Source organism: Lysinibacillus sp. NPDC094177, assembly GCF_050279145.1.
Lineage (GTDB): Bacteria > Bacillota > Bacilli > Bacillales_A > Planococcaceae > Lysinibacillus.
This window is the reverse complement of sequence record NZ_JBNNTW010000004.1, coordinates 258,254-279,201: the sequence shown is the minus strand read 5'-3', so window position 1 is coordinate 279,201 and position 20,948 is coordinate 258,254. Positions and strand designations below refer to the sequence as shown.

Below are 20,948 nucleotides of genomic sequence, written 5' to 3'. Positions count from 1 at the left end.
GTGCTGTGTTGCTGTCGCTTCGCTTTCGCACAGACAAAGACACGTTGCTGCCGCTTCGCTTTCGCGCAAAAAACATCTGCAGGCCCAAGCGCAAAGCCGATTCTGGACGCAATTATGCCGAGGCATAATTGATAAAACCAAGTGAGATTGCATAAGGGAGGAACTAAGATGGCAGACTTACGTATTGACTTAGCGGGCATCAAATCGCCGAATCCATTTTGGCTTGCGTCAGCACCACCAACGAATTCAGGCTATCAAGTACAACGTGCATTTGAAGCGGGGTGGGGTGGAGCTGTATGGAAAACATTAGGGGATCCAATTTTAAATGTTTCTTCACGCTTTGCAGCTGTTAGTTATAACGGACAAAGAGTAGCAGGTTTCAATAATATTGAATTGATTACGGATCGTCCGTTAGAGGTAAATTTAAAAGAAATTTATGAAACAAAAAAAAGGTTTCCACATCACGCAATCATCGCTTCCTTAATGGTGGAGCCAAAGCAAGAAAAATGGCATGAGATTGTTAAACGAGTAGAAGATGTGGGGGTTGATGGTCTTGAGCTTAACTTTGGTTGTCCACATGGGATGGCAGAACGAGGAATGGGCTCTGCCTCTGGTCAAGTACCTGAATTGGTGGAAAAGCAAACGTACTGGGTGAAAGAGGCAGCGAAAACACCAGTAATTGTGAAGCTAACGCCAAACATTACTGACATTACGGTAACGGCAGAAGCGGCTACAAGAGGTGGAGCAGATGCCGTTAGTATGATTAATACGATTAACAGCTTAGCAGGTGTTGACTTAGATACTTGGAATACAGTGCCTCATGTAGCAGGAAAGGGTGCACATGGTGGCTATTGTGGTCCTGCTGTTAAACCAATTGCACTCAATATGGTTGCAGAGTGTGCTCGTAATCCATTAATCAATGTTCCGATTTCTGGCATTGGTGGTATTTCTAACTGGCAAGATGCTGCTGAGTTTATATTAATGGGAGCTACGGGCGTGCAAGTTTGTACAGCGGCGATGCACCATGGCTTTAGCATTGTTGAAGATATGATTGATGGACTCAATAATTATTTAGACGATAAAGGCATTGCCTCTGTTATGGATTTAGTAGGTCGCTCAGTTTCCAGATATTCTAATTGGGGTGACTTGGATTTAAATTATAAAATCGTGGCTGAAATTAATAACGATGTTTGCATTAACTGTAACAAGTGCCATATTGCATGTGAAGATACATCGCATCAATGTATCGATTTATATACAGAAGATGGTCGTCCAATGCTGAAAGTTCGGGAGGAGGACTGTGTAGGTTGTAATTTATGCTCAATCGTCTGTCCTGTAGATGGTGCTATTACAATGGTTGAACGCAAATCTACAGTTCCACCAATGACTTGGAATGAACGTCAATCTCTGATTAGTAGTCTATCAAAGTAAATAAAACTTTCAAATAAACTGAAATTCCACCCTCCTTCAGCACTTTTGTTGAAGGAAGGAATAACCCCATGTAAGTTGTCACGAAAATTGGAAAAAAAGGAGAGATTATATGGAACGTGAAGGGAATTATTTAAAATCCCCAGATTTACTTCCAGTGACACATCAACAAAGAAATATTGGAACATTTGGTTTTGCGCTAATTTGGATAGGAATGGCAATTGTATTAGCTGCTTTTGCAATCGGTGGCTCAGCAATCATTAACTTACCATTGCCAATGGTGATTTTAGCAACGTTGATTGGCTCTTGTCTAATTGGTGTATTGATGACGTTAATTGGTGATATAGGCATTGAACATGGGTTATCATTCCCAGTCTATATGCGTGCTCCGTTCGGGACATTTGGCACACATATTCCGTCACTTGTCCGTGGAGTAACGGCTGCATGTTGGTTCGGTCTAAACACTTATTTTGGAGCACTAGCTATAAACGGCATTTTGAATTTACTTTTTAATTTTGATAATTGGTTTATCTGTTTCCTGATCTTTGCAGCACTTCAGTTATTTAATACATCCCTAGGTATTAAATCTATTGAACGCTTTGCAGATTTGGCAGCACCAGTTATTATTTTAATTTCTTGCTGGATGTATTATACACTCGCAGATACTGCAGTAGCTCAAGGGAAAAATATTTGGACGTGGGTAGAATCGCCAACAACAGGATTCACAGCCTTCACTGCATTTATGGTAGTGATTATGGCGAATATGGGATTTTGGTCGACACTAGCAGCCGACATGCCTTCACTTTCACGCTTCTTTAAAGCACCCAAAAATGAACGCAACTGGTTCAAACGCAATAAAACACAGTTAATTGGCTCATTAATTGTTATGCCGATTACAAACACTTTCATTGTGACAATTGGTGCTGTATGCTATATGGCTGTTTCCTCTGCTGATCCTATAAATGCATTGCAGCAAAGTGCAAGTGGCTTTATTTTAGGAATTTTACTGTTAATGATTGTATTAGCACAATGGTCAACTAATACCTCTGCAAATGTTATCCCAGCGGCAACGATTTTCTCCAATATTGGTGGTCCAAAAGTACCGTTTTGGGTTGGGGTTGTTATCGCAGGAATAATTGGTATTCTAGCACAACCATGGAGTTTATTTGATGTATTAGTAAATGCACTTTTAATTATCGGGGGAATTTTAACAGCAATCGTTGGAATATTATTTGCTGATTATTATTTAATCCGTAAACGTCGCGTGCATGTAAAAGGACTTTATGAATTAGAGGGTCAATTTAAATATTGGAATGGCTTTAACATTGCTGGTTTAATCGCTTGGGTTATCGGCGGTGCAGTGGCAAATATTTTCTCCACTTATTCTTCATTAGTAGGGTTCTTTGTAGGGGCACTCGTATATTATGTATTAGCGAAGTATTGGTGGTTCAAAAAATACCCTCAAGCTGAGCTAGAGGATCCTAGCGATACAAAATATTTAGGTATTACAGCTGGTCACAATTTGGATGAACTATTTGGACAGCAACAAGCGCCTGTTCCAACTGTTGTTCCAGATGAGAATGATGTCGTTGAACAACCAGATCCGCTGTTGGATATAAAAGGTGCTGAATAATATTAAGAACCTAACAGAATATCATGAGGTTGATTAACGGAAAGGTGAGGTGATTGCATGTCAGAACATCAACAAAGCACTGAGGAAATAAAAAAAGTGGATCATTATTTAGATAGTGGCTTTAAAATCCAATATGTTTATGAAAATTTAAGTGGGATGTTTGTAGAATTCACGCGTCAAGAAGAGGTTATTCTGTTGCAAATTCTAACAGCCGATGCACGCAAATACTTCTCTGCAAAGCTCCAAGAACAGACGTTATTGCAGTAACAAAGTAAACTCTATTCCATTCGATGGAATAGAGTTTTTTTTATGTAATAAAATTGGTTTTTACTTTAAGGGGATTCGTAAACGGCTAAAGCAAGATAAAAATTGTTGCTACGACAGCTAATTCAATTGTAATAACAGCCGAAGAGGTGGATAGAAACGCTGAAGTGGTGGATAGAACACCAAAATTCTCAGAAACCTTGTCTTAATGTCATAATTATGTTTTTCCTAAAAATACAATTGTGTTTTTCAGAAGAATTTATTATTATTATAAAATAATTCATCGTAGAAGAACTTCAGAGAAAGAGGCGGAATTTGAGTGGCAAATAAAGAATTAAAAAGGGGATTAGAGGCACGTCATATCCAAATGATTGCTCTTGGTGGTACTATTGGCGTGGGCTTGTTTATGGGTTCTGCTAGCGCCATTCAGTGGACAGGGCCTTCCGTACTCCTTGCATATGGTATAGCAGGTATATTTATTTTTTTCATTATGCGAGCAATGGGAGAGATGCTTTACGAGGAGCCAAGTACAGGTTCCTTTGCAACATTTGGCTATAAATATATACACCCATTAGCTGGTTATTTAACTGCGTGGAGTAATTGGTTTCAGTGGGTTATTGTTGGGATGTCAGAGATTATAGCAGTAGGAACATATATGCAATACTGGTATCCAGATTTACCAGCATGGATTCCAGGTTTAGTTGCAATGGTGATTTTAGGTGTTGCCAACTTTATTTCTGTTAAAACTTTTGGAGAATTTGAGTTTTGGTTTGCCATGATTAAAATTGTGACGATTATTTTAATGATTGTTGCAGGCTTTGGTCTTATTTTCTTTGGCATTGGTAATGGAGGTGTGGCAATTGGATTATCGAACCTTTGGAATCATGGAGGCTTCTTTACAGGTGGTTGGACTGGCTTCTTCTTTGCGTTATCATTAGTAGTTGCAGCCTATCAAGGCGTTGAGCTCATTGGGATTACAGCAGGAGAAGCAAAAAATCCTCAAAAAACTATTACGAATGCGATTCAAAGCATTATTTGGCGTATTTTAATATTTTATATCGGTGCAATTTTTGTCATTGTAACAGTTTATCCGTGGGATGAATTAGGCACGATTGGTAGCCCATTTGTTGCAACTTTTGCAAAGGTTGGAATTACCGCAGCAGCAGGAATTATTAATTTTGTTGTCATTACAGCGGCAATGTCAGGCTGTAATAGTGGCATTTATAGTGCGGGACGTATGCTGTATACGCTTGCCATGAATGGACAAGCACCTAAATTTTTTGCGAAGCTTTCTAGTAATGGTGTTCCGATATTCGGTACAATAGGCGTGCTAATTGGTTTGGTCATTGGCGTTATTCTAAGCTATCTTGCGCCAAAAAATTTATTTGTATATGTATACAGTGCAAGTGTATTACCAGGGATGATTCCGTGGTTTATAATTTTAATAAGTCAAATACGATTTAGAAAAATAAAAGGTGAACAACTATCAAAGCATCCATTCAAAATGCCCTTTGCACCATTTACAAACTATATAACGATTGCCTTTTTAGTAATGGTGCTTATCGGTATGTGGTTTAATGATGATACACGAGTTTCTCTAATTGTCGGAATTATATTCTTAGCGCTTGTTACAATGAGCTACTATGTGTTTGGTATTGGAAAAAATCGTCCAGTTAAAAATCAATAATATTAAAGGATGTGTCTCTACATTTTTGTGAGATACATCCTTTTTTGTTCTCTACTATTCTTTTCGCATAATAAAGCTTAAATGTCTACCAGCCTGTTTATCTTGGCGATAGGAAAAGCCATCTGGGTTAAGGAATGTACAAGTAGCATCAATGAATATTTGCTCGGATGGAATACCAGCAAGCTCGCATTGTTTTTTCACGGTTTGTTGATTATCAATATGATATTTATTCGTTTCAGAATTAAAATACATAAGATCCTCAGCATACCCTAGATTGTGGAATTTTTCGTAGACATCTACATCCACCTCAAACTTTTCTTGACTTAGTGCCATACCAATTTGTACGTGGAAATCTTGTGGGTTGCATTGCTCATGCTCCATTAAATGTTGGAGCAGCTTTAATGTCACTTCCTTAATGGTCCCTTGCCAGCCTGAATGAACCACGCCAATAAGGCCAGTCACTTCATTATAAAGAATGACAGGTACACAATCTGCAGTAAAGCTACATAAAAGTAAATTGGGCTCTAATGTATATAGTGCATCCGTATTCGAAATGGCAGTGTCCATCTGCACAGCGCCACGTCCTTTATCAGCAAGCGTGACTTTATGGAAGTTAGCACTATGTGTTTGTTGAGTGCAAATAAAATCATTCAAGTCACAGTGCAAAGTAGTTGCTAATTTTTTTCGATTGTTTATCACATCTGCTTCATTTACACATGTATGCAGTGCCATATTGTTATGTTCTAGCTCGATGTCATCCTTTAAGGTAGTTCCTGCGATAAATCGGTCGTTATCAAAATAAATTTTATTTTTCATATCATCACCTCGTCTTACTATATATGATTGGTTAATGAATGTATAGGCGCATACGCTTTTGATCTTTTTACATTAAATTTCATACCCCTCTATTGAACTTTTAGACATAAAAAATAGATTTCTTCACATATAGTATCGAAGAATCATTAAAAGTGGGAAGGAGTGTGAATAGATGACGCAAGAACTTTTTCTACTAATTTGCCAATTAGGCACAGGGCTTTTTTGGATTATTACATACATACTAATCATTAAAAAAGGTTTTCAAGATAAGAAATATGGCATGCCTATGGTTGCAATTTGCGCAAATATTTCATGGGAATATATTTTCGCCTTTATGTATCCGCAAAGTGAACTGCAAAGAATCCTTACTTTAATTTGGTTTATTTTAGATATCTTCATTATGCTGCAATTTTTGCTTTATGGTTATAAGGAGTATAAAAAAATAATTCCGATAAAAATATTTTATTCATCTTTTTTCATAACACTCGGAGTAAGCTTTTTCACGATTTTAGCGATGATGCATGAATTCGATGATATGGCTGGCACATATGCAGCATTTTCACAAAATTTGGTGATGTCAGGGCTATTTATCGCCTTATTCATACAAAGAGGGAACTTAAGCGGCCAATCAATGGGCATAGCGGTTTGTAAAATGGTTGGTACTGCATTTGCTGCAGTAGGCTTCTATATGTATTTTCGAACACCTTTGATTACCATTATCTCGCTTGCAATTCTTATCTATGATTGGATCTATATTGTATTGATTTATAGGGCATATGAAAAATATGCTAAATAATCTGCACGCTTTTTGTGATGGGAGTCATGTTTTTGAAAGGGGCTTACAATCGCAAAAAGTCTTGCGGATTTTTTTGTCTTTTAACAAAAATTATATGGATTGGTTGTAGTAACTAAAATTTTGCATACAGAAACTATAGTAATATATGCTAATTACAATAGTGTTGCAATTATATTACAAAGCTAAACAGAAAGAATAGCGCCATATATGTAATTGTATAGCACTCTTTATCTTATGTCATACAATTGTAAAAATCCTTCCAAATATTTAGTGATGAATAATATTCTGAAACTATTTACGATAAAAATAGAGCAAATCAGGAAGGATTGAATTACATGTTTAATAAAGTAAAAAAAGCAGTACTTGCTTCAGTATTATCCGCATCATTATTAATTCCAGTCGCTGCCATGGCTGCCGACTCATATACAGTAGTATCAGGTGATTCTCTTTGGAAAATTGCTGTGAAAACTCAAACAGGTACACAGGAGCTAATTGATGCAAATCCTCAGCTAGCGAATCCAAATCAAATATCTCCAGGCCAAAAAATCAATATCCCTACTAAAGAACAAGCGGGTATCGAACAAGAGGTTGTTAAACTAGTTAATGCAGAACGTGCTAAAGCCGGTTTACCAGCTTTAAAAGAAGATTGGGAACTTTCACGAGTGGCAAAATATAAATCTCAGGACATGCATGACAAAAAATACTTTGATCACACAAGCCCAACTTACGGTACACCATTTACAATGATGAAAAACTTTGGCATTACTTATAAATCTGCAGGCGAAAATATTGCAATGGGCCAACGTTCAGCAGAGGAAGTTGTCAAAGCGTGGATGAACAGTGAAGGGCATCGAGCAAATATTCTGAACAAAAATTACACATATATTGGTGTAGGGTATGTGAAGGATGGCAACTACTGGACACAAATGTTTATTCAAAAATAACAATAATGAACTGCCCCGAACTCAGCTTTACTGGGGGAAGGGAAGCCTATTCTTGAACATAGAAAGATAGAAAAAATGATAAAAGGCATTGAGAATGAACGTTCTCAATGCCTTTTATTTACAGTCTTAGAGTGTCCTGAATCTGTGATGGAATGATTACTAAAATTTGTCTTGAAAGCGGCAAATTCTTTTAGTCCCTGATATTGAATTTGAAAGTTATTGGACCGGCCTTCCGAACGAAACGGAGGAAATTATTCAGTTGTATCATGAACACGGGACTTGTGAACAATTCCATAGTAAATTAAAAACAGACCTAGACTTAGAACGTTTCCCTTCTGGAAAATTTGACACAAATGATTTGATCTTGCATCTCGGATGTTTAGCTTACAATCTCCTTCGAATCATTGGGCAAGAAAGTCTAAAATCGGGCGATGCGCCATTGAAAAGAAAAGTCTTCCGTCGACGAGTAAAAACAGTGATCCAGAACTTGATCACACTCGCATCAAAAATGGTTAAGCATTCCCGTAGAATTTACTTAAAGTTTGGAAACTATAGTCCTTGGTTTACGACTTTTTAAACATCTGTATCTTTCATTTTCAACGTAATTCAAGGCAACAAAATACGTTGTAGAGCCTGCGAAAAAATTCCAATCGAGCAGGTTTTTTTGGTGATCCCAAAAATTTGTTTATTTAGTTCAAAAAAGTGCTAAAGAGACAATAAACAGGATTTCTAGAAATCACTGAAAGAAATCAATTTTTGTCACGGATTCAGGGTTTATTTTATGTTAATGAGGATGTAAGGGAATTTTTATTTACAAAAGGATACTATTTCTATGGCAAGAATCTCTTTCATAGAACCATGTTCTCGTATCAATAGAACACGCGTTAATAAACATCACCTTTCGATAGACAGAAGAAGCTATTATTTTTACATGCGATTAAAGATAAACACTTAACATATTTTTTGATAGTTTTTTGAGAGTGGTTTTATATAAAATGAAAATAAGAGGTGAATGGGGAATGTGGAGGCAAGTTGCTGGCTGGCTATCAATCGTATGTGTTTTGATTGTCATGCTTTATATGAATTTTAGTGATCAAGACACAAGATTAGTAAATGAACATGCAAATAATGGAGTGCTAGATTTAACAACGCTACATGATCTAGATAAGCTAGTAGCTCTTTCTGGGGAGTGGAAATTCACACCGAATGTATTTATCGATCCGAAGGAGTTTAAACAAGATGCAGCTAATCAAATTGTTCCTGGGCCTTGGGATGCTGATGCACAATATGGCTCTTATCAGCTGTTGATTAAAATACCTGAGCATTTTTCGGAGGTCGGTTTTCGCGTTCGAAATATATGGTCAGCTCATACGATCTACATCAATGGTGAGAAATTATCTGAGGTTGGCCACATAGGAACAACGAAGGCAGAAACCAATCCGCATAATCCTTCTTATGAGTTTTATATAAAGCCTAAATCGAAGCAACTTCTAATGACGATTCATGTTGCTAATTTTTATAACGCAAGAGGCGGCATCATATTTCCAATCGACTTTGGCGATGCATTTGTGATGAAGCAGGATGTTGAAGACGATTTTCAAATTGAATGGACCGGTACTTTTTTACTGCTTATCTTTAGCATGTTTCATTTAACCATTTACTTGCTAAGAAAAAAGGATGTTGCCTTTTTCTATAGCGGTGTATATTTTTTTAGTTTAGCCCTCGTCGTTATGACAAGAGGAGAAAGGATCTTATATCGTAAATTTCCGAATCTATCCTTTGATTTTTATTTTCGTTTGCAAGATTCGATCACTTTTTTTAGTTCCTTGCTTTTGATATTATTTATTATTCGAACGATGCCAACGTTTATGAAAAAGAAGCAACTAATTGTATTGTTTTCACCTGTTGTCTTGTATGCTGTGGGCATTTTGCTATTGCCTGCTAGAACTTTATCAAGTTTGCAATATGTGTTTTTCTTTTACATGAACATACTATTGGTTGGATTAATTGTTCGTTTTATTGTATTAATCTATCAAAAAAAATGGCTAATTCCTAAGAATGAAATTTTGATTTTGGGTATTATGTTGATGTTTTTATTGATGTTTTTATTGAGTGGGTCAATCGATCAATTGTTTTTCTCCGGGCGTAATATTTTTAATCGTTTTGGGCTATTGGGATTTGCAATCTCGATGAATGTGTTTTTAGGAATTCGGCTTATTAATCGCACAGAAGATGCTGAAAAGTTATCGGATCGTTTGGAAAAGGCCAATTTGTCGAAGGATGCATTTTTAGATGTGACAACCGAGGAGTTGAAAAATCCACTCTATCAGGCAATTAATTTAACGAAATCTGTTCAGCTAGAAAAAGGTCACACACAGCTTTATATTATAGAGCAGCTGCTTGAGAGGCTACTCTATCTTGTGAATGACTTACAGGATTTCACGCGGATTCGATTTCAAGATTATGCATTTGATTTGCAGTCAACGAATGCTAGTATGATTGTCCGACACGTAGCACAATTAATGGACTTTTCGTTTTCAAGAAAACAGATTGAGTTTGAAGAGTGTATTCCGGAGACGCTTCATGTTTTAGCAGATGAAAAGCGTTTGGCGCAAGTGTTTTATCGTATTTTGGAAGAATCGTCATACTATGCTACGAATGGTCGAATTGTAGTGAACGCAACCCATGTTCAGCATGAGGTGATTTTAACATTTAAAGCAATTGGAGATCGGACGCAATTTCCTAAAAAGGAATCAAAAGAAATAGGTCTATTAATGGGAAAAGAGTTAATCGAGCGAATGAATGGTCAGTTGCATATTCATTATCATAAAGAAGGTGTTGATTTTATAGTGAGGCTGCCTTTTGAAGAGTATAAAAGCTATCTTTTTGCAGAGCATGCAGCTGTGATCAATACGAATGAGTGGATTGCTTCTAGTATTGACGAACAAAATGATCTGATCGTATTAATCGTAGAAGACGAACCAATTCATGCAGAGGTATATGCGTCGATGCTTTCAGATTTATATAAAGTCATGATTGTCTACACAGCTCAAGAAGCATTAATGAAAATTGAACAAGAGCCAAATATTTCACTTGTAATTATAGATGAAGTTATGCCGGGAATAGATGGCATTGAATTAACAAAGCAAATTCGTCAAAAAGCTTCATTAATGGAGCTTCCGATTATTATGACGACATCGAATGACTATCCGAAGAATTTAGAAGTGATTTTTTCATCAGGTGCAAATGATTATTTAATCAAGCCTGTTACGAAAGAAGCTGTATTGGCTCGTTTGAGCGCTGTAGAGCAAACGAAACGTGCCATGATGCAAGCGGTTGAACATGAAATGGCCTTTTTGCAGGCACAAATTAAGCCGCATTTTTTATACAATGCGCTTAGTAGTATTATTTCTTTTTGCTACACAGACGGGGAGCGAGCGGCTTATTTGCTTTCAATGTTAAGCTCGTATTTACGTTATATATTTGAATCGGGTAAAGAAGGACATCATTCCACTTTGCAAAAAGAATTGGACATTATTGAAGCATATGTAGAGGTTGAAAAAGCTCGCTTTGGTGACAGATTGTCTTTTTTATATGAAATAGATGATTCGATCAATCCGAATGAAATAGAGATTCCAAGTTTACTAATCCAACCGCTTGTTGAAAATGCAATTCGTCATGGGATTTTTGAGAAGGAAGGCAAGGGACATGTGCAATTAACCATTTCAAAGCAAGGTCAAAACCTTTTCATAAACGTAGTAGATGATGGCATTGGGATGTCAGACGAACAATGCAGGATATTGTTGGAAGAAAGAACGTCAAGTAATGGAATTGGATTTACAAATGTGCTTCGCCGTGTTCGTGAATTTTCAAAAGGCAATCTAACGATCCATTCAACATTAGGTGAAGGTACTTATATTGCTGTTACTTTTCCGATTAAGGAGAATTGATATGTGGAGGATTATGATTGTTGAGGATGAGCAGCCAATATTGGAATTACATACAATGTTGCTGGAAAAATACGGACCATTTGAAGTGGTAGCTGCTTTCCAATCACCAATAGAAGCGTTAAATGAGATACCAAAATTAGAAGTAGATGTGCTGCTATTAGATATAGAGATGCCACGAATGACTGGGATAGAGCTAGCTCAGCAGCTTGTCAATACAGGAATTGATGTGCCAATTATCTTTTCAACTGCATACGCACAATACGCTGTTGAGGCCTTTCGTGTTCAGGCGCTTGACTATATTCTGAAACCGATGATGCCGAATGCGGTGAAGCAAATGGATGAGCGGCTCCAAAAATATTATGGGTTACAGCCACGGAAAGCAAAAGTAGAGAAACTATGTGTTCAACTATATGGGGATGTGTATTGTAAGAAAGGGGATCATGCCATAAAGTGGCCAACTCGTGTGACAGAGGAGCTATTTTATTATTTTCTTCTTCATGAAGGCAATGTGTGTAGAAAATGGAGTGTGATCGATGATATTTGGCCAAATAGTGAGGAAAAACGGGCTCTGTCCAATTTGTACAATACGATTTATCGCATGCGGCAATTATTTACCGAACTTGATTTGCCGATCGTAATTGAAAGGGTAAATGATGGCTATGAGATGAAAACAAATGATTGCATCATGTTAGAGAAAAATGATAACAGAGACGCAATGCTTCTTGAATCAAAAGGGTATTTATGGGCTTATGGGTTTGATAGCAAGTGGGACCCCCCACCTCAAAACTAAGGAAAAGTCTGAGAAGTATAGGGGGGGGGGATAACTGCCTAATCTAGCTGCAGGCGTTAGGGGCTCGAGTCATAAGTCAAAGTCAAGTTGAGGCAAAGAGCGCCTCATCATGCCTTCGCCTTATGCTCGTCGCCCCTGATCGAACGCCTTTCGCTTTTTGTAGTAAAAACCCGATTGGTTCAACTAACAATCAGCGGGGGATGAACGAAAGCCCCCACTGATTGAAGTTTCACTTTATGTCACGATATGATGTCGTGGCATTTTTTTTATGGGAAAAGAAGAATTTTCTTTGAACTTAACAATTATTTTTTGAAATGTAATAGCGAGTTGCTTGGGTATGCATTTGTTTGAGAGAAATTTGAGAGAAGCACATGGTATGTTCAATGTAGGTACTTCAAATTATGTAATTGAGTAGAAAGTCCTTAGCTAAAATCATAATTGAGAAAAGGGGTGTGAAAACAAAATGAATAGAAAGAGAAGAAAGATTGTTACGATAAGCCTTATTTTGGCCATTATATTAAGCTGGTTTCCAAGCACGAATATCATTTATGCAACAAATTCACTACCTAATGGGATACAGACTTTTAGTGGTTATACTTTTTTTAATAAAGTAGGAACGAGTCCTGACGGTTTTTTTCAAATTACTTCTAATAGGGAAACGTTACAAGCAGATAAAGATGGAGCTTATATTTATAATATTAATGATAATAAAAATGAAGTTGAAACATATTTTGAAATTAAAGTTGGACCTAAGGTTGGTAGTTTTAGTTTAAAAGACTTAAATATAGGAGAGTTTGCCGATAATAGTGTAAAAGGTGGATATTTTAAAGATATAACAATAAAGGGCTATGTTGAGGGTAAAGAAGTTTTCTCAACAATTCCTTATACGGAAAATAATCCGGATATGATTGTTGAGAAATTTCCTATTGATTATACTCCAGCTAACGGTAAGTCTATTGATTCCTTTAGAATTTATTTTACTAAGGCAGCAGGTTCTTCATTCGGAGGCTTTAATCTAGTTAATTTCACCATTGGAGATGCATCTACGTCTATTCCTGTAGTTCCGACGTATCAAGTGAAATTTGATGCTGACGGAGGAAGTACGGTAGCGGATCAAACGATTAAACATGGTGAAAAAGCAACGAAGCCAGTCGATCCAACAAAGGAAGGCAATACGTTTGCAGGTTGGTATACAGATAGCGAGTATAAAACCGCCTTTGACTTTAATACTAATATAATCGAAGATACAACATTACACGCTAAATGGTTACCTGCTGAAGCGGGTGTAACTGTAGCCATCGGTAATGCGAAAGCAAGTAAGGGTCAAACAGTTGAAGTGCCTGTATCGATTAATAAGCCATCGACAGGGATTGGGGCTTATGGAATGAGGATTGATTTTGACCCTTCTGTTTTTGAGGTCATGGAAGTTGTTTCAACTTATCCTGGTTTTGTCTCAAATATATTAAATGATAGTGGATATTTAAAGGTAATTTGGTTAGATGAGACGGGGGGAGATAATCCTATATCATCTGCAGCAGACTTATTTAAGGTGAAATTAAAAGTAAAAAGTGATGCCCCTTTAGGAGATAGCTCTTTAACGATTGATAAAACAGATAAAGAAAAGCTTAATTTTTGTGATGTAGATGCTAACGATATTTTAGCAGATGCAGTAAACGGAAAAGTAACAATTGTAAATAGCTATAATGTAAACTTTGATGTAAAGGGTGGAAGTTCAGTAGATAGCCAAACAGTAATTGAAAATGGAAAAGCCATAAAACCAGCCACTCCATCAAAGGAAGGTTATACATTTGATGATTGGTATATGACGAACACATTTCAAGTTATATTTGATTTTAACAACACAAAAATCACAAAAGATACAACCATTTATGCAAAATGGAGTCCAATTCAGTATACAGTCAGCTTTGATTCAGGTGGAGGAAGTACGGTAGCGGGACAAACGTTTAACCATGGTGAGAAAGCAACGAAACCAGCCGATCCAACCAAAGCAGGTTCTACATTTGCAGGCTGGTATACGACTAATACTTTCGAAACACCATTTGATTTTGAAAACACAGCGATCACAAAAGAGACAACTGTATATGCGAAATGGACTCCGGTTCAATATACCGTTAGTTTCAATTCAGGCGGAGGAAGTGCGGTAGCGGATCAAACGATCAACCATGGAGAAAAGGTATCAAAGCCAGCAGAGCCATCGAAAGCAGGTTATGCTTTAGATGGCTGGTATGTAGATAACACACTATTTGATTTTGCCAACACAACCATAACGCAAAATACTACTATTCTTGCAAAATGGATAGCGAACAAATGCAAGATCAACTTTGACTCAAATGGTGGCACGAATGTCCCGGACGTAACAACAAATTACAACACAACCATTGAAGCACCAACTGCCCCAACGAAGGAAGGCTACACGTTTGAAGGGTGGTATAAAGAGTCAGAGTTAACGAATGCATGGAATTTCACAACAGACAAAGTAAAAGACATTACAACACTGTATGCTAAATGGAATCCGAAGCAGTACACGGTGAGCTTTGAAGTGTATGGAGGAAGTGCGGTAACGTCCCAAACGATTAACCATGGAGAAAAGGTATCAAAGCCAGTAGCTCCTACAAAAGAAGACCATACATTTTTTAACTGGTATTTAGAAAATACATTCAACACATTGTACGATTATGAAAACACAACGATTATAAAAAATACCACTATTTTTGCAAAATGGACACCAAACGAATACAAAGTAAGCTTCGATTCAAAAGGTGGCAGTAGTGTAGCGGAACAAAATGTTAAATACAACGAAACAGCAAAATTACCAACGCCCCCAACAAAAGAGGGTTACACCTTTGTTGGCTGGTACGCTGATCCATCAGATAACACCGCATATGATTTTGAGCGTATCATTAAGTCTAATGTAACGCTTTATGCGAAGTGGGTTGAAAAGGAATACAATGTTACTTTTGACGTAAATGACGGAAGTACGATCAATAGTGAAAAAGTGAAGTATGGAAATAAGGTGACGAAGCCAACTAATCCGACCAAAGCAGGCTACAAATTCGCTGGTTGGTACACAGATCGCGAGTTTCAGAACCTTTTCGACTTTAATTCAAATATTAACGCGGATACAACATTGTATGCAAAATGGATACCAAATAAATATAAAGTGTCCTTTAATGTTGACGGTGGAAGTGATGTAGAATCCCAAACGATCAACCATGGAGAAAAGGTAGCAAAACCAGTAGCTCCAACAAAAGAGGGTTATACATTAGATGGCTGGTATGTAAATAACACACTATTTAATTTTGCGGACACTGCTATCACGCAAGATACTACTATTCTTGCAAAATGGAAACCGAACAAAAACAAGATAAGCTTTGACTCAAATGGTGGCGCAGATGTTCCAGACGTAATAACGAATTACGATACAATCATCGAAGCACCAAATGCCCCAACGAAAGAAGGCTACACGTTTGGAGGTTGGTATAAAGAGTCGGGATTAACGAATGCATGGAATTTCACAACAGACAAAGTAAAAGCCAGTACCACACTGTATGCGAAATGGACTTCGAAGCAGTACACATTGAGCTTTGACGTTGATGGTGGAAGTGCGATCAATAGTGAGAAAGTAAAACATGGAAATAAGGTGACAAAGCCAACTAATCCAACAAAATCGGGTTATACTTTTGCAGGCTGGTATACAGACAACAAATTCGAAACACCATTCGATTTTGAAAAAGGTATTACATCCGATTCGACAATTTATGCAAAGTGGACAAAAAATATCGATCCAACGCCAGGGCCTGGTCCAGCACCAGACCCGACACCTGGCCCAACAACGGAACAAATTGTTATCGATGTAGTAGATGATACGAATCCGAATGAGTTACTTGTTCGAACACCGATCACTCGTACAAAGGAAACGGACGGTACGGTGAAGGATTCAGTTATCTTCAATGCTGAAAAAGCAGCAGAATCCGTTTCTAAATTAGAAAATCAAGAAACGAAAATAGCAAGAATTATTATTCCAGATGAAAAAGATCAAGTGTCAGAAACAAAAATCGAAGTACCGAAACAAGCAATCAACGCTCTAAAACAAGGCGAAACGAATTTATCGATTAGCACAGTGAATGGAACCATTTTTATCCCAACTTCTTCGCTTACAACATTCACAGATGATTTATATTTCCGTATCGTTCCTGTGAAGAAAAAAGAAGAACAATCTGCTATTGAAACAAGGGCGAAGCAGGAAGAGAAAGTGAAGGAAGTTGTTAAGGACAAGACAGCTACGATTGAAGTGCTAGGTCGACCGATGACCATTGAAACAAATATGCAAAGTCGACCGGTGACCTTGACTTTCCCGCTTCCATCAAACCTAACTCAAGACCAAAAAGACAATTTAGCGATTTTCATCGAACATAGCGATGGAACGAAGGAAGTCGTTCGTGGCAAGATTGTTGAATTCAAAAAAGGACAACTTGGCATTCAATTTAATGTTGATAAGTTCTCCACTTTCACCACCTTGTATATGGAAGGTGCCAACGAATACTTTGGGAATCAAGAAGCAAAACATACGGCATATATTCACGGCTTCACCGACGGAACTTTTCGTCCAAATGCCGATGTGACTAGAGCCCAAATGGCGGCGATGCTTGCGCGAAATTTAAGCACTGGAACTGTACCAGAAGCATCAATGAGTTATAACGATACGAATACATCATGGGCCAAGAATGACATCGAATTTGCACGTCAAGCAGGTATTATGCTTGGATATAATGACATACAATTCGGTCCGAACGATTCAATTACTCGTGCGCAAATGGCAGTAATAACCGCAAGATGGATTGAAAAACAATGTGCAAACGACCAAACAAAATCATTTTGTCAGCCAAATCAGCAGCATACTGCCTATAAAGATGTAATTAATAAACATTGGGCGGCAAAAGAAATTGAACGCATTAGCGGCACTAAGATCATGGTAGGATTCAAAGATGGCACCTTTAAACCCGATGCCAAGTTAACGAGAGCTCAAGCCGTGAAAGTGTTGAATCGTCTATTCCAGCGTGGTCCGCTTGAAGATACGGCAACGTCAACATTTAAAGATGTACAAACAAGCCATTGGGCATTCAAGGAAATTGAAGAAGCAGCCGCTACGCATGCATTTGAAATGAGAAATGGAATAGAATACAAGAAGAATTAATCCATCTGCCGAACACGACATCGAATCGTGTTCGGTTTTTTGATCATATCAAAATTTAAAAGTATCAGGTCACTAAAATTAATTGAATGGGTGCCAGGGACAGTTTTTCGAGGTAAAAACGGCAGAGGAATTCGTGCAAAATATCCAATGCGATATTGGTGTTACCTAAACGATTATGACAAAAAGCTTCAAGCACTGTCGCTTCCACAATTGTCGCAATTTGCTCATCTTGTTGTGCTTTGGTTTTTACCTGAATCAGAACGGTTAAAGCATCGTTAGGCTGTTCTTTTAATAACAACAAACGAGTATATACTAACTGCCAAAAAGGTTGTTTTGTTTTGGTTGCTTGTAGTTACATTCATGATATAGATACTATCATTTTTACAATAAATTTTTATAATTTTTCGAATGTTAATTGTCCTATCATTAACATTTGTCAGTATTATCTTTTTTTGAATTACAATAATCATTCGAAGTATAACACTAGGAGGGACTAGGACATTCCCAGACTTGCCAACCACACATTAGAGCTATGATTATATTACGACATTAGCAGATTACGATATTGCACTTAGCTATAACTGTAAACTTAGACCAGACGAGCCAGTATCACGTACAAAGTTTGTAGCATATATGTATCGTGCACTAAAGCTATAAAATAAACACACTACAAAGTGAATCACTCGACTTTGTGTGTGTTTTCATGTATTAGACAAATAAATATCAACAAATGCAACACACTATCTACAATACCCGAATAAGATGTCTCTGTAGTATGACGATAGAGGTAGGTGTTAACTGTTGAAAAAGAAGTGGATGGCCACATTGTGTATTTTATGCACAATAGGACTAGTTGGTTGTCAGGAGAAATCTGTGCATGAGAAAAAACAAGAACAGCCAATTAAGGATTTAGAGCACGAAGTAGAGAAAAAGCCAGTTACATTTGAACAACAAATAGACCCTATTGTTGAAGTTGTGGATCCTACTACTCAAGCAATCATTCAGACAATTTCACCGAAAGAAATGGGCTATGGAACGGACGTACAATTGTATACTAAAAAAATCGAGCAATTAGTAAAAGAGTTAGCGAGAGGGAATGAAAAAACAGCGGGCTATGATAAGCGTATGGTACTCGATAAGCTGGATGATCAAGGAAAAGTAATTAAAGGTAGTCCTTTAATTGTTTTAAAAGAAAGTGAATTAGTAGAGAAAATATTAGAAGTATCAGCGACCGGTGGTAAAGTGGAGATGCCTCTATATATTACAGAAAGCAGGTATTATTTCGAAGATATTCCTTTTTTAGAAAATGTAGTTGTTGCATCCTATACAACTTACTTCAATACCCATGATGTAGGAAGAAATAAAAATATAGAACTTTCTGCAAAGGCAATCAATAATGTTATCGTTGGAAGTGGAGATTATTTTTCCTTCAATACAGTTGTTGGACCAAGGGATGAAGTAAACGGTTTTCAGCCTGCGCCAGAAATCATCAATAAAAAGGTTGTGATGGGCATTGGGGGAGGTGTTTGTCAAACGTCCTCAACCTTGTTTAACGCAATCGATCAAATACCAGTAAAATTTGTAGAACGTCATCACCATTCTTTAGATGTTGGGTATGTTCCAAAAGGAAGAGATGCTACAGTTTCCTATGGTGGCTTAGATTTTAGATTTCAAAATACAACTGACGTACCATTTTTAATTAAAGCAAACTATAGTAAAAATTCTCTTACAGTTGAAGTAAGAACAGCAGAAAAATATGTAGAAATCTTGAAAAAGCCATAGTAGTTTTCCGAAGACTGAACTGCACCCCAAAAGTTAGACCAAAAATCTAACGATCGGGGTGTCTTTTTTTAGGTGTCATGCTATAGTTAAATCGAGGTATTTCAGTATAATTGTGTTATGAACAAGGGGGAGAATAATGCATCCGAAACTACAGGCAGCAATAGATTCTATTGATTTTTACCAAGTAACATATCCAGAAGATGCTTGTATTATAGTTGCTGATACTGAGAAAGTCATTGCCTATAAGCCAGGTAAACAAGTGGACTTAAAGATTAAAGTTGGTGATTCTGTAGAAAAGTATCGTGGAACAACAACTGAAAATGCTCTTAGCTTGGAAAAGTTTATTAGGGAAGAGCGAGGTTCTGAGGATTTTGGAATGGCGTATATTGCCTCAGCACAACCTATTTTTGATGGTGGGAAAGTAGTTGGTGTGTTAAGTGCCATTATTTCGAATGAAAAAATGGATGGTATGCGTTTATTAGCGACAGAGCTTTCTAGTTCTGTTGAAGAAATGACCGCAACGAATGAAGAGTTAGCAGTAGCAAGTGTAGATGTATCAAATCGCTTAGAGGAACTATCCAACTTTTCGGAATCAATGACTGGAGATATTCAACAAATCAATACGATTGTTAATTTAGTAAAAGATTTAGCTATGAAATCTAAAATTCTTGGATTAAATGCTTCCATTGAGGCTGCTCGCTCAGGTGAGCATGGAAGGGGCTTTGCAGTAGTAGCATCTGAAATACAGAAAATGTCTCAAAGTAGTAATGAAAGTGCCAATAGCATTACAAAACAATTAGAACGCATTAAACAATCTATTGATCAAGTCAATGAGTCAGCAAATCAAATTACAGCGTTTACCCAGCAATTTTCTGTGAGTATGCAGGAATTAACTGATACTTATAAAGGAATTAACAGCACAGCAGAAAAATTAATGCATATTAGCGAGGTAAAAGCCTAGCATACTAAAAAGGATAATAGCAATTTAATCGCTATTATCCTCTTTATTTATATGATATTTAATATTTCTTGCGGTGTAGCAACTTTGTACTCTGGTTCCTCTTGTTGTACAACTTCAATAGCGTCATATCCCCAGCTGACCCAAACAATAGGCACTCCCGCTTTTTTGCAGGCTACGATATCTCTTTGTTCATCACCAATGTATAAGACATCTGATGGTGTAATACTTGAGTCTTTTAAAAATTTCTTTATCACTTTATCCTTTCCGAAAATACGGTTTGAACAAAGAACATTTGATACACAATGAATACCATTCATTTTTAGAAATTCTAAAATGTTCTCCTGTGAATTGGAGGAAATGATAAGGATTTTATAGCCCCTTTTATCAATTTCCATTAGGACTTCTTTAATACCATCATATAGATGAACATCATTTAATGACTGACGGTACAAGCGATAAAACTGTGGTAAAATCATAGGCAATTTATACATAGGAAAGTCGAATAATTTACTTCGTTCCGCTATCGATAATTTTTTCAATGATTCAATTTCTTTTAATTCTATTCCTTTAAATTTGTATTTTTGTGCTATGGTATTCCAAGCCGATGCAAACACTGCCGTAGAATCTGCCAATGTTCCATCAAAATCAAAGATGATATATTTCATTTCAATTTTCTCCTTTA

At 37.1% G+C, this 20,948-nt stretch carries 14 protein-coding genes and 1 pseudogene; 12 read left to right on the top strand and 3 right to left on the bottom strand.

Annotation, left to right across the window (positions count from 1 at the left end; genetic code table 11):
* The first annotated feature begins 168 nt into the window (after nt 1-168).
* From preA to ACQKNC_RS09375, 4 genes are all read left to right on the top strand, one after another.
* Entirely contained in the window at nt 169-1,431 is a 1,263-nt protein-coding gene (gene preA, locus ACQKNC_RS09390; RefSeq protein ID WP_427424586.1) for an NAD-dependent dihydropyrimidine dehydrogenase subunit PreA, read from the top strand.
* A gap of 109 nt (nt 1,432-1,540) precedes the next feature.
* A complete protein-coding gene (locus tag ACQKNC_RS09385) occupies nt 1,541-3,061 on the top strand; it encodes an NCS1 family transporter (protein WP_427424585.1) in 1,521 nt (506 codons plus the stop codon).
* 57 nt (nt 3,062-3,118) lie between these two features.
* Entirely contained in the window at nt 3,119-3,328 is a 210-nt protein-coding gene (locus tag ACQKNC_RS09380) for a hypothetical protein (protein ID WP_427424584.1), read from the top strand.
* A gap of 316 nt (nt 3,329-3,644) precedes the next feature.
* Nucleotides 3,645-5,012 carry an amino acid permease gene (locus ACQKNC_RS09375; RefSeq protein WP_427424583.1) on the top strand — a complete coding sequence of 456 codons (1,368 nt, stop codon included), beginning with the start codon at nt 3,645-3,647 and terminating at the stop codon, nt 5,010-5,012.
* A gap of 54 nt (nt 5,013-5,066) precedes the next feature.
* Here the strand turns inward: ACQKNC_RS09375 and pgeF are convergent, their stop codons facing one another.
* Nucleotides 5,067-5,828 carry a peptidoglycan editing factor PgeF gene (gene pgeF / locus ACQKNC_RS09370; protein WP_427424582.1) on the bottom strand — a complete coding sequence of 254 codons (762 nt, stop codon included), beginning with the start codon at nt 5,826-5,828 and terminating at the stop codon, nt 5,067-5,069.
* A gap of 172 nt (nt 5,829-6,000) precedes the next feature.
* Between pgeF and ACQKNC_RS09365 the strand changes: the two genes are divergently transcribed.
* The 6 genes and pseudogenes from ACQKNC_RS09365 to ACQKNC_RS09340 all read left to right on the top strand — a co-directional run bounded on the left by ACQKNC_RS09365 (nt 6,001) and on the right by ACQKNC_RS09340 (nt 17,523).
* Nucleotides 6,001-6,624, top strand: coding sequence for a hypothetical protein (locus tag ACQKNC_RS09365; RefSeq protein ID WP_427424581.1), 624 nt, complete (start codon nt 6,001-6,003; stop codon nt 6,622-6,624).
* Nucleotides 6,625-6,959: 335 nt separating this feature from the next.
* A complete protein-coding gene (gene safA, locus ACQKNC_RS09360) occupies nt 6,960-7,568 on the top strand; it encodes a SafA/ExsA family spore coat assembly protein (protein WP_427424580.1) in 609 nt (202 codons plus the stop codon).
* Between the two features lie 181 nt (nt 7,569-7,749).
* Nucleotides 7,750-8,145 (top strand): annotated as a pseudogene (locus tag ACQKNC_RS09355) (transposase); the annotation flags it as partial.
* Nucleotides 8,146-8,587: 442 nt separating this feature from the next.
* Nucleotides 8,588-11,518 (top strand): histidine kinase, encoded by a 2,931-nt coding sequence (locus tag ACQKNC_RS09350; protein WP_427424579.1) that lies wholly within the window; start codon nt 8,588-8,590, stop codon nt 11,516-11,518.
* A 1-nt stretch (nt 11,519) separates the two neighbouring features.
* The gene (locus tag ACQKNC_RS09345; protein ID WP_427424578.1) at nt 11,520-12,308 is read left to right on the top strand and encodes a response regulator; all 789 of its coding nucleotides are present in this window, start codon (nt 11,520-11,522) and stop codon (nt 12,306-12,308) included.
* A 463-nt stretch (nt 12,309-12,771) separates the two neighbouring features.
* The gene (locus tag ACQKNC_RS09340; RefSeq protein ID WP_427424577.1) at nt 12,772-17,523 is read left to right on the top strand and encodes an InlB B-repeat-containing protein; all 4,752 of its coding nucleotides are present in this window, start codon (nt 12,772-12,774) and stop codon (nt 17,521-17,523) included.
* Nucleotides 17,524-17,587: 64 nt separating this feature from the next.
* On the opposite strand, the gene ACQKNC_RS09335 is transcribed toward ACQKNC_RS09340, so the two are convergent.
* Nucleotides 17,588-17,824 carry a hypothetical protein gene (locus ACQKNC_RS09335; RefSeq protein WP_427424576.1) on the bottom strand — a complete coding sequence of 79 codons (237 nt, stop codon included), beginning with the start codon at nt 17,822-17,824 and terminating at the stop codon, nt 17,588-17,590.
* Nucleotides 17,825-18,324: 500 nt separating this feature from the next.
* Here ACQKNC_RS09335 and ACQKNC_RS09330 point away from each other — a divergent pair, with 500 nt between their 5' ends.
* A complete protein-coding gene (locus ACQKNC_RS09330; protein WP_427424575.1) occupies nt 18,325-19,305 on the top strand; it encodes a VanW family protein in 981 nt (326 codons plus the stop codon).
* A 136-nt stretch (nt 19,306-19,441) separates the two neighbouring features.
* Complete coding sequence (locus ACQKNC_RS09325; RefSeq protein WP_427424574.1) at nt 19,442-20,266, top strand: methyl-accepting chemotaxis protein; 825 nt, start codon at nt 19,442-19,444, stop codon at nt 20,264-20,266.
* A gap of 47 nt (nt 20,267-20,313) precedes the next feature.
* On the opposite strand, the gene ACQKNC_RS09320 is transcribed toward ACQKNC_RS09325, so the two are convergent.
* On the bottom strand, nt 20,314-20,931 hold the full coding sequence (locus ACQKNC_RS09320) for an HAD hydrolase-like protein (RefSeq protein ID WP_427424573.1): 618 nt from the start codon (nt 20,929-20,931) through the stop codon (nt 20,314-20,316).
* Nucleotides 20,932-20,948 lie beyond the last annotated feature (17 nt).

Coding starts and splice junctions, on each gene's coding strand:
- safA (WP_427424580.1), top strand. CDS start 6,960: ATGTTTAATAAAGTAAAAAAAGCAGTACTTGCTTCAGTATTATCCGCA.
- ACQKNC_RS09350 (WP_427424579.1), top strand. CDS start 8,588: ATGTGGAGGCAAGTTGCTGGCTGGCTATCAATCGTATGTGTTTTGATT.
- ACQKNC_RS09380 (WP_427424584.1), top strand. CDS start 3,119: ATGTCAGAACATCAACAAAGCACTGAGGAAATAAAAAAAGTGGATCAT.
- preA (WP_427424586.1), top strand. CDS start 169: ATGGCAGACTTACGTATTGACTTAGCGGGCATCAAATCGCCGAATCCA.
- ACQKNC_RS09365 (WP_427424581.1), top strand. CDS start 6,001: ATGACGCAAGAACTTTTTCTACTAATTTGCCAATTAGGCACAGGGCTT.
- ACQKNC_RS09385 (WP_427424585.1), top strand. CDS start 1,541: ATGGAACGTGAAGGGAATTATTTAAAATCCCCAGATTTACTTCCAGTG.
- ACQKNC_RS09340 (WP_427424577.1), top strand. CDS start 12,772: ATGAATAGAAAGAGAAGAAAGATTGTTACGATAAGCCTTATTTTGGCC.
- ACQKNC_RS09320 (WP_427424573.1), bottom strand. CDS start 20,931: ATGAAATATATCATCTTTGATTTTGATGGAACATTGGCAGATTCTACG.
- ACQKNC_RS09325 (WP_427424574.1), top strand. CDS start 19,442: ATGCATCCGAAACTACAGGCAGCAATAGATTCTATTGATTTTTACCAA.
- pgeF (WP_427424582.1), bottom strand. CDS start 5,828: ATGAAAAATAAAATTTATTTTGATAACGACCGATTTATCGCAGGAACT.
- ACQKNC_RS09345 (WP_427424578.1), top strand. CDS start 11,520: ATGTGGAGGATTATGATTGTTGAGGATGAGCAGCCAATATTGGAATTA.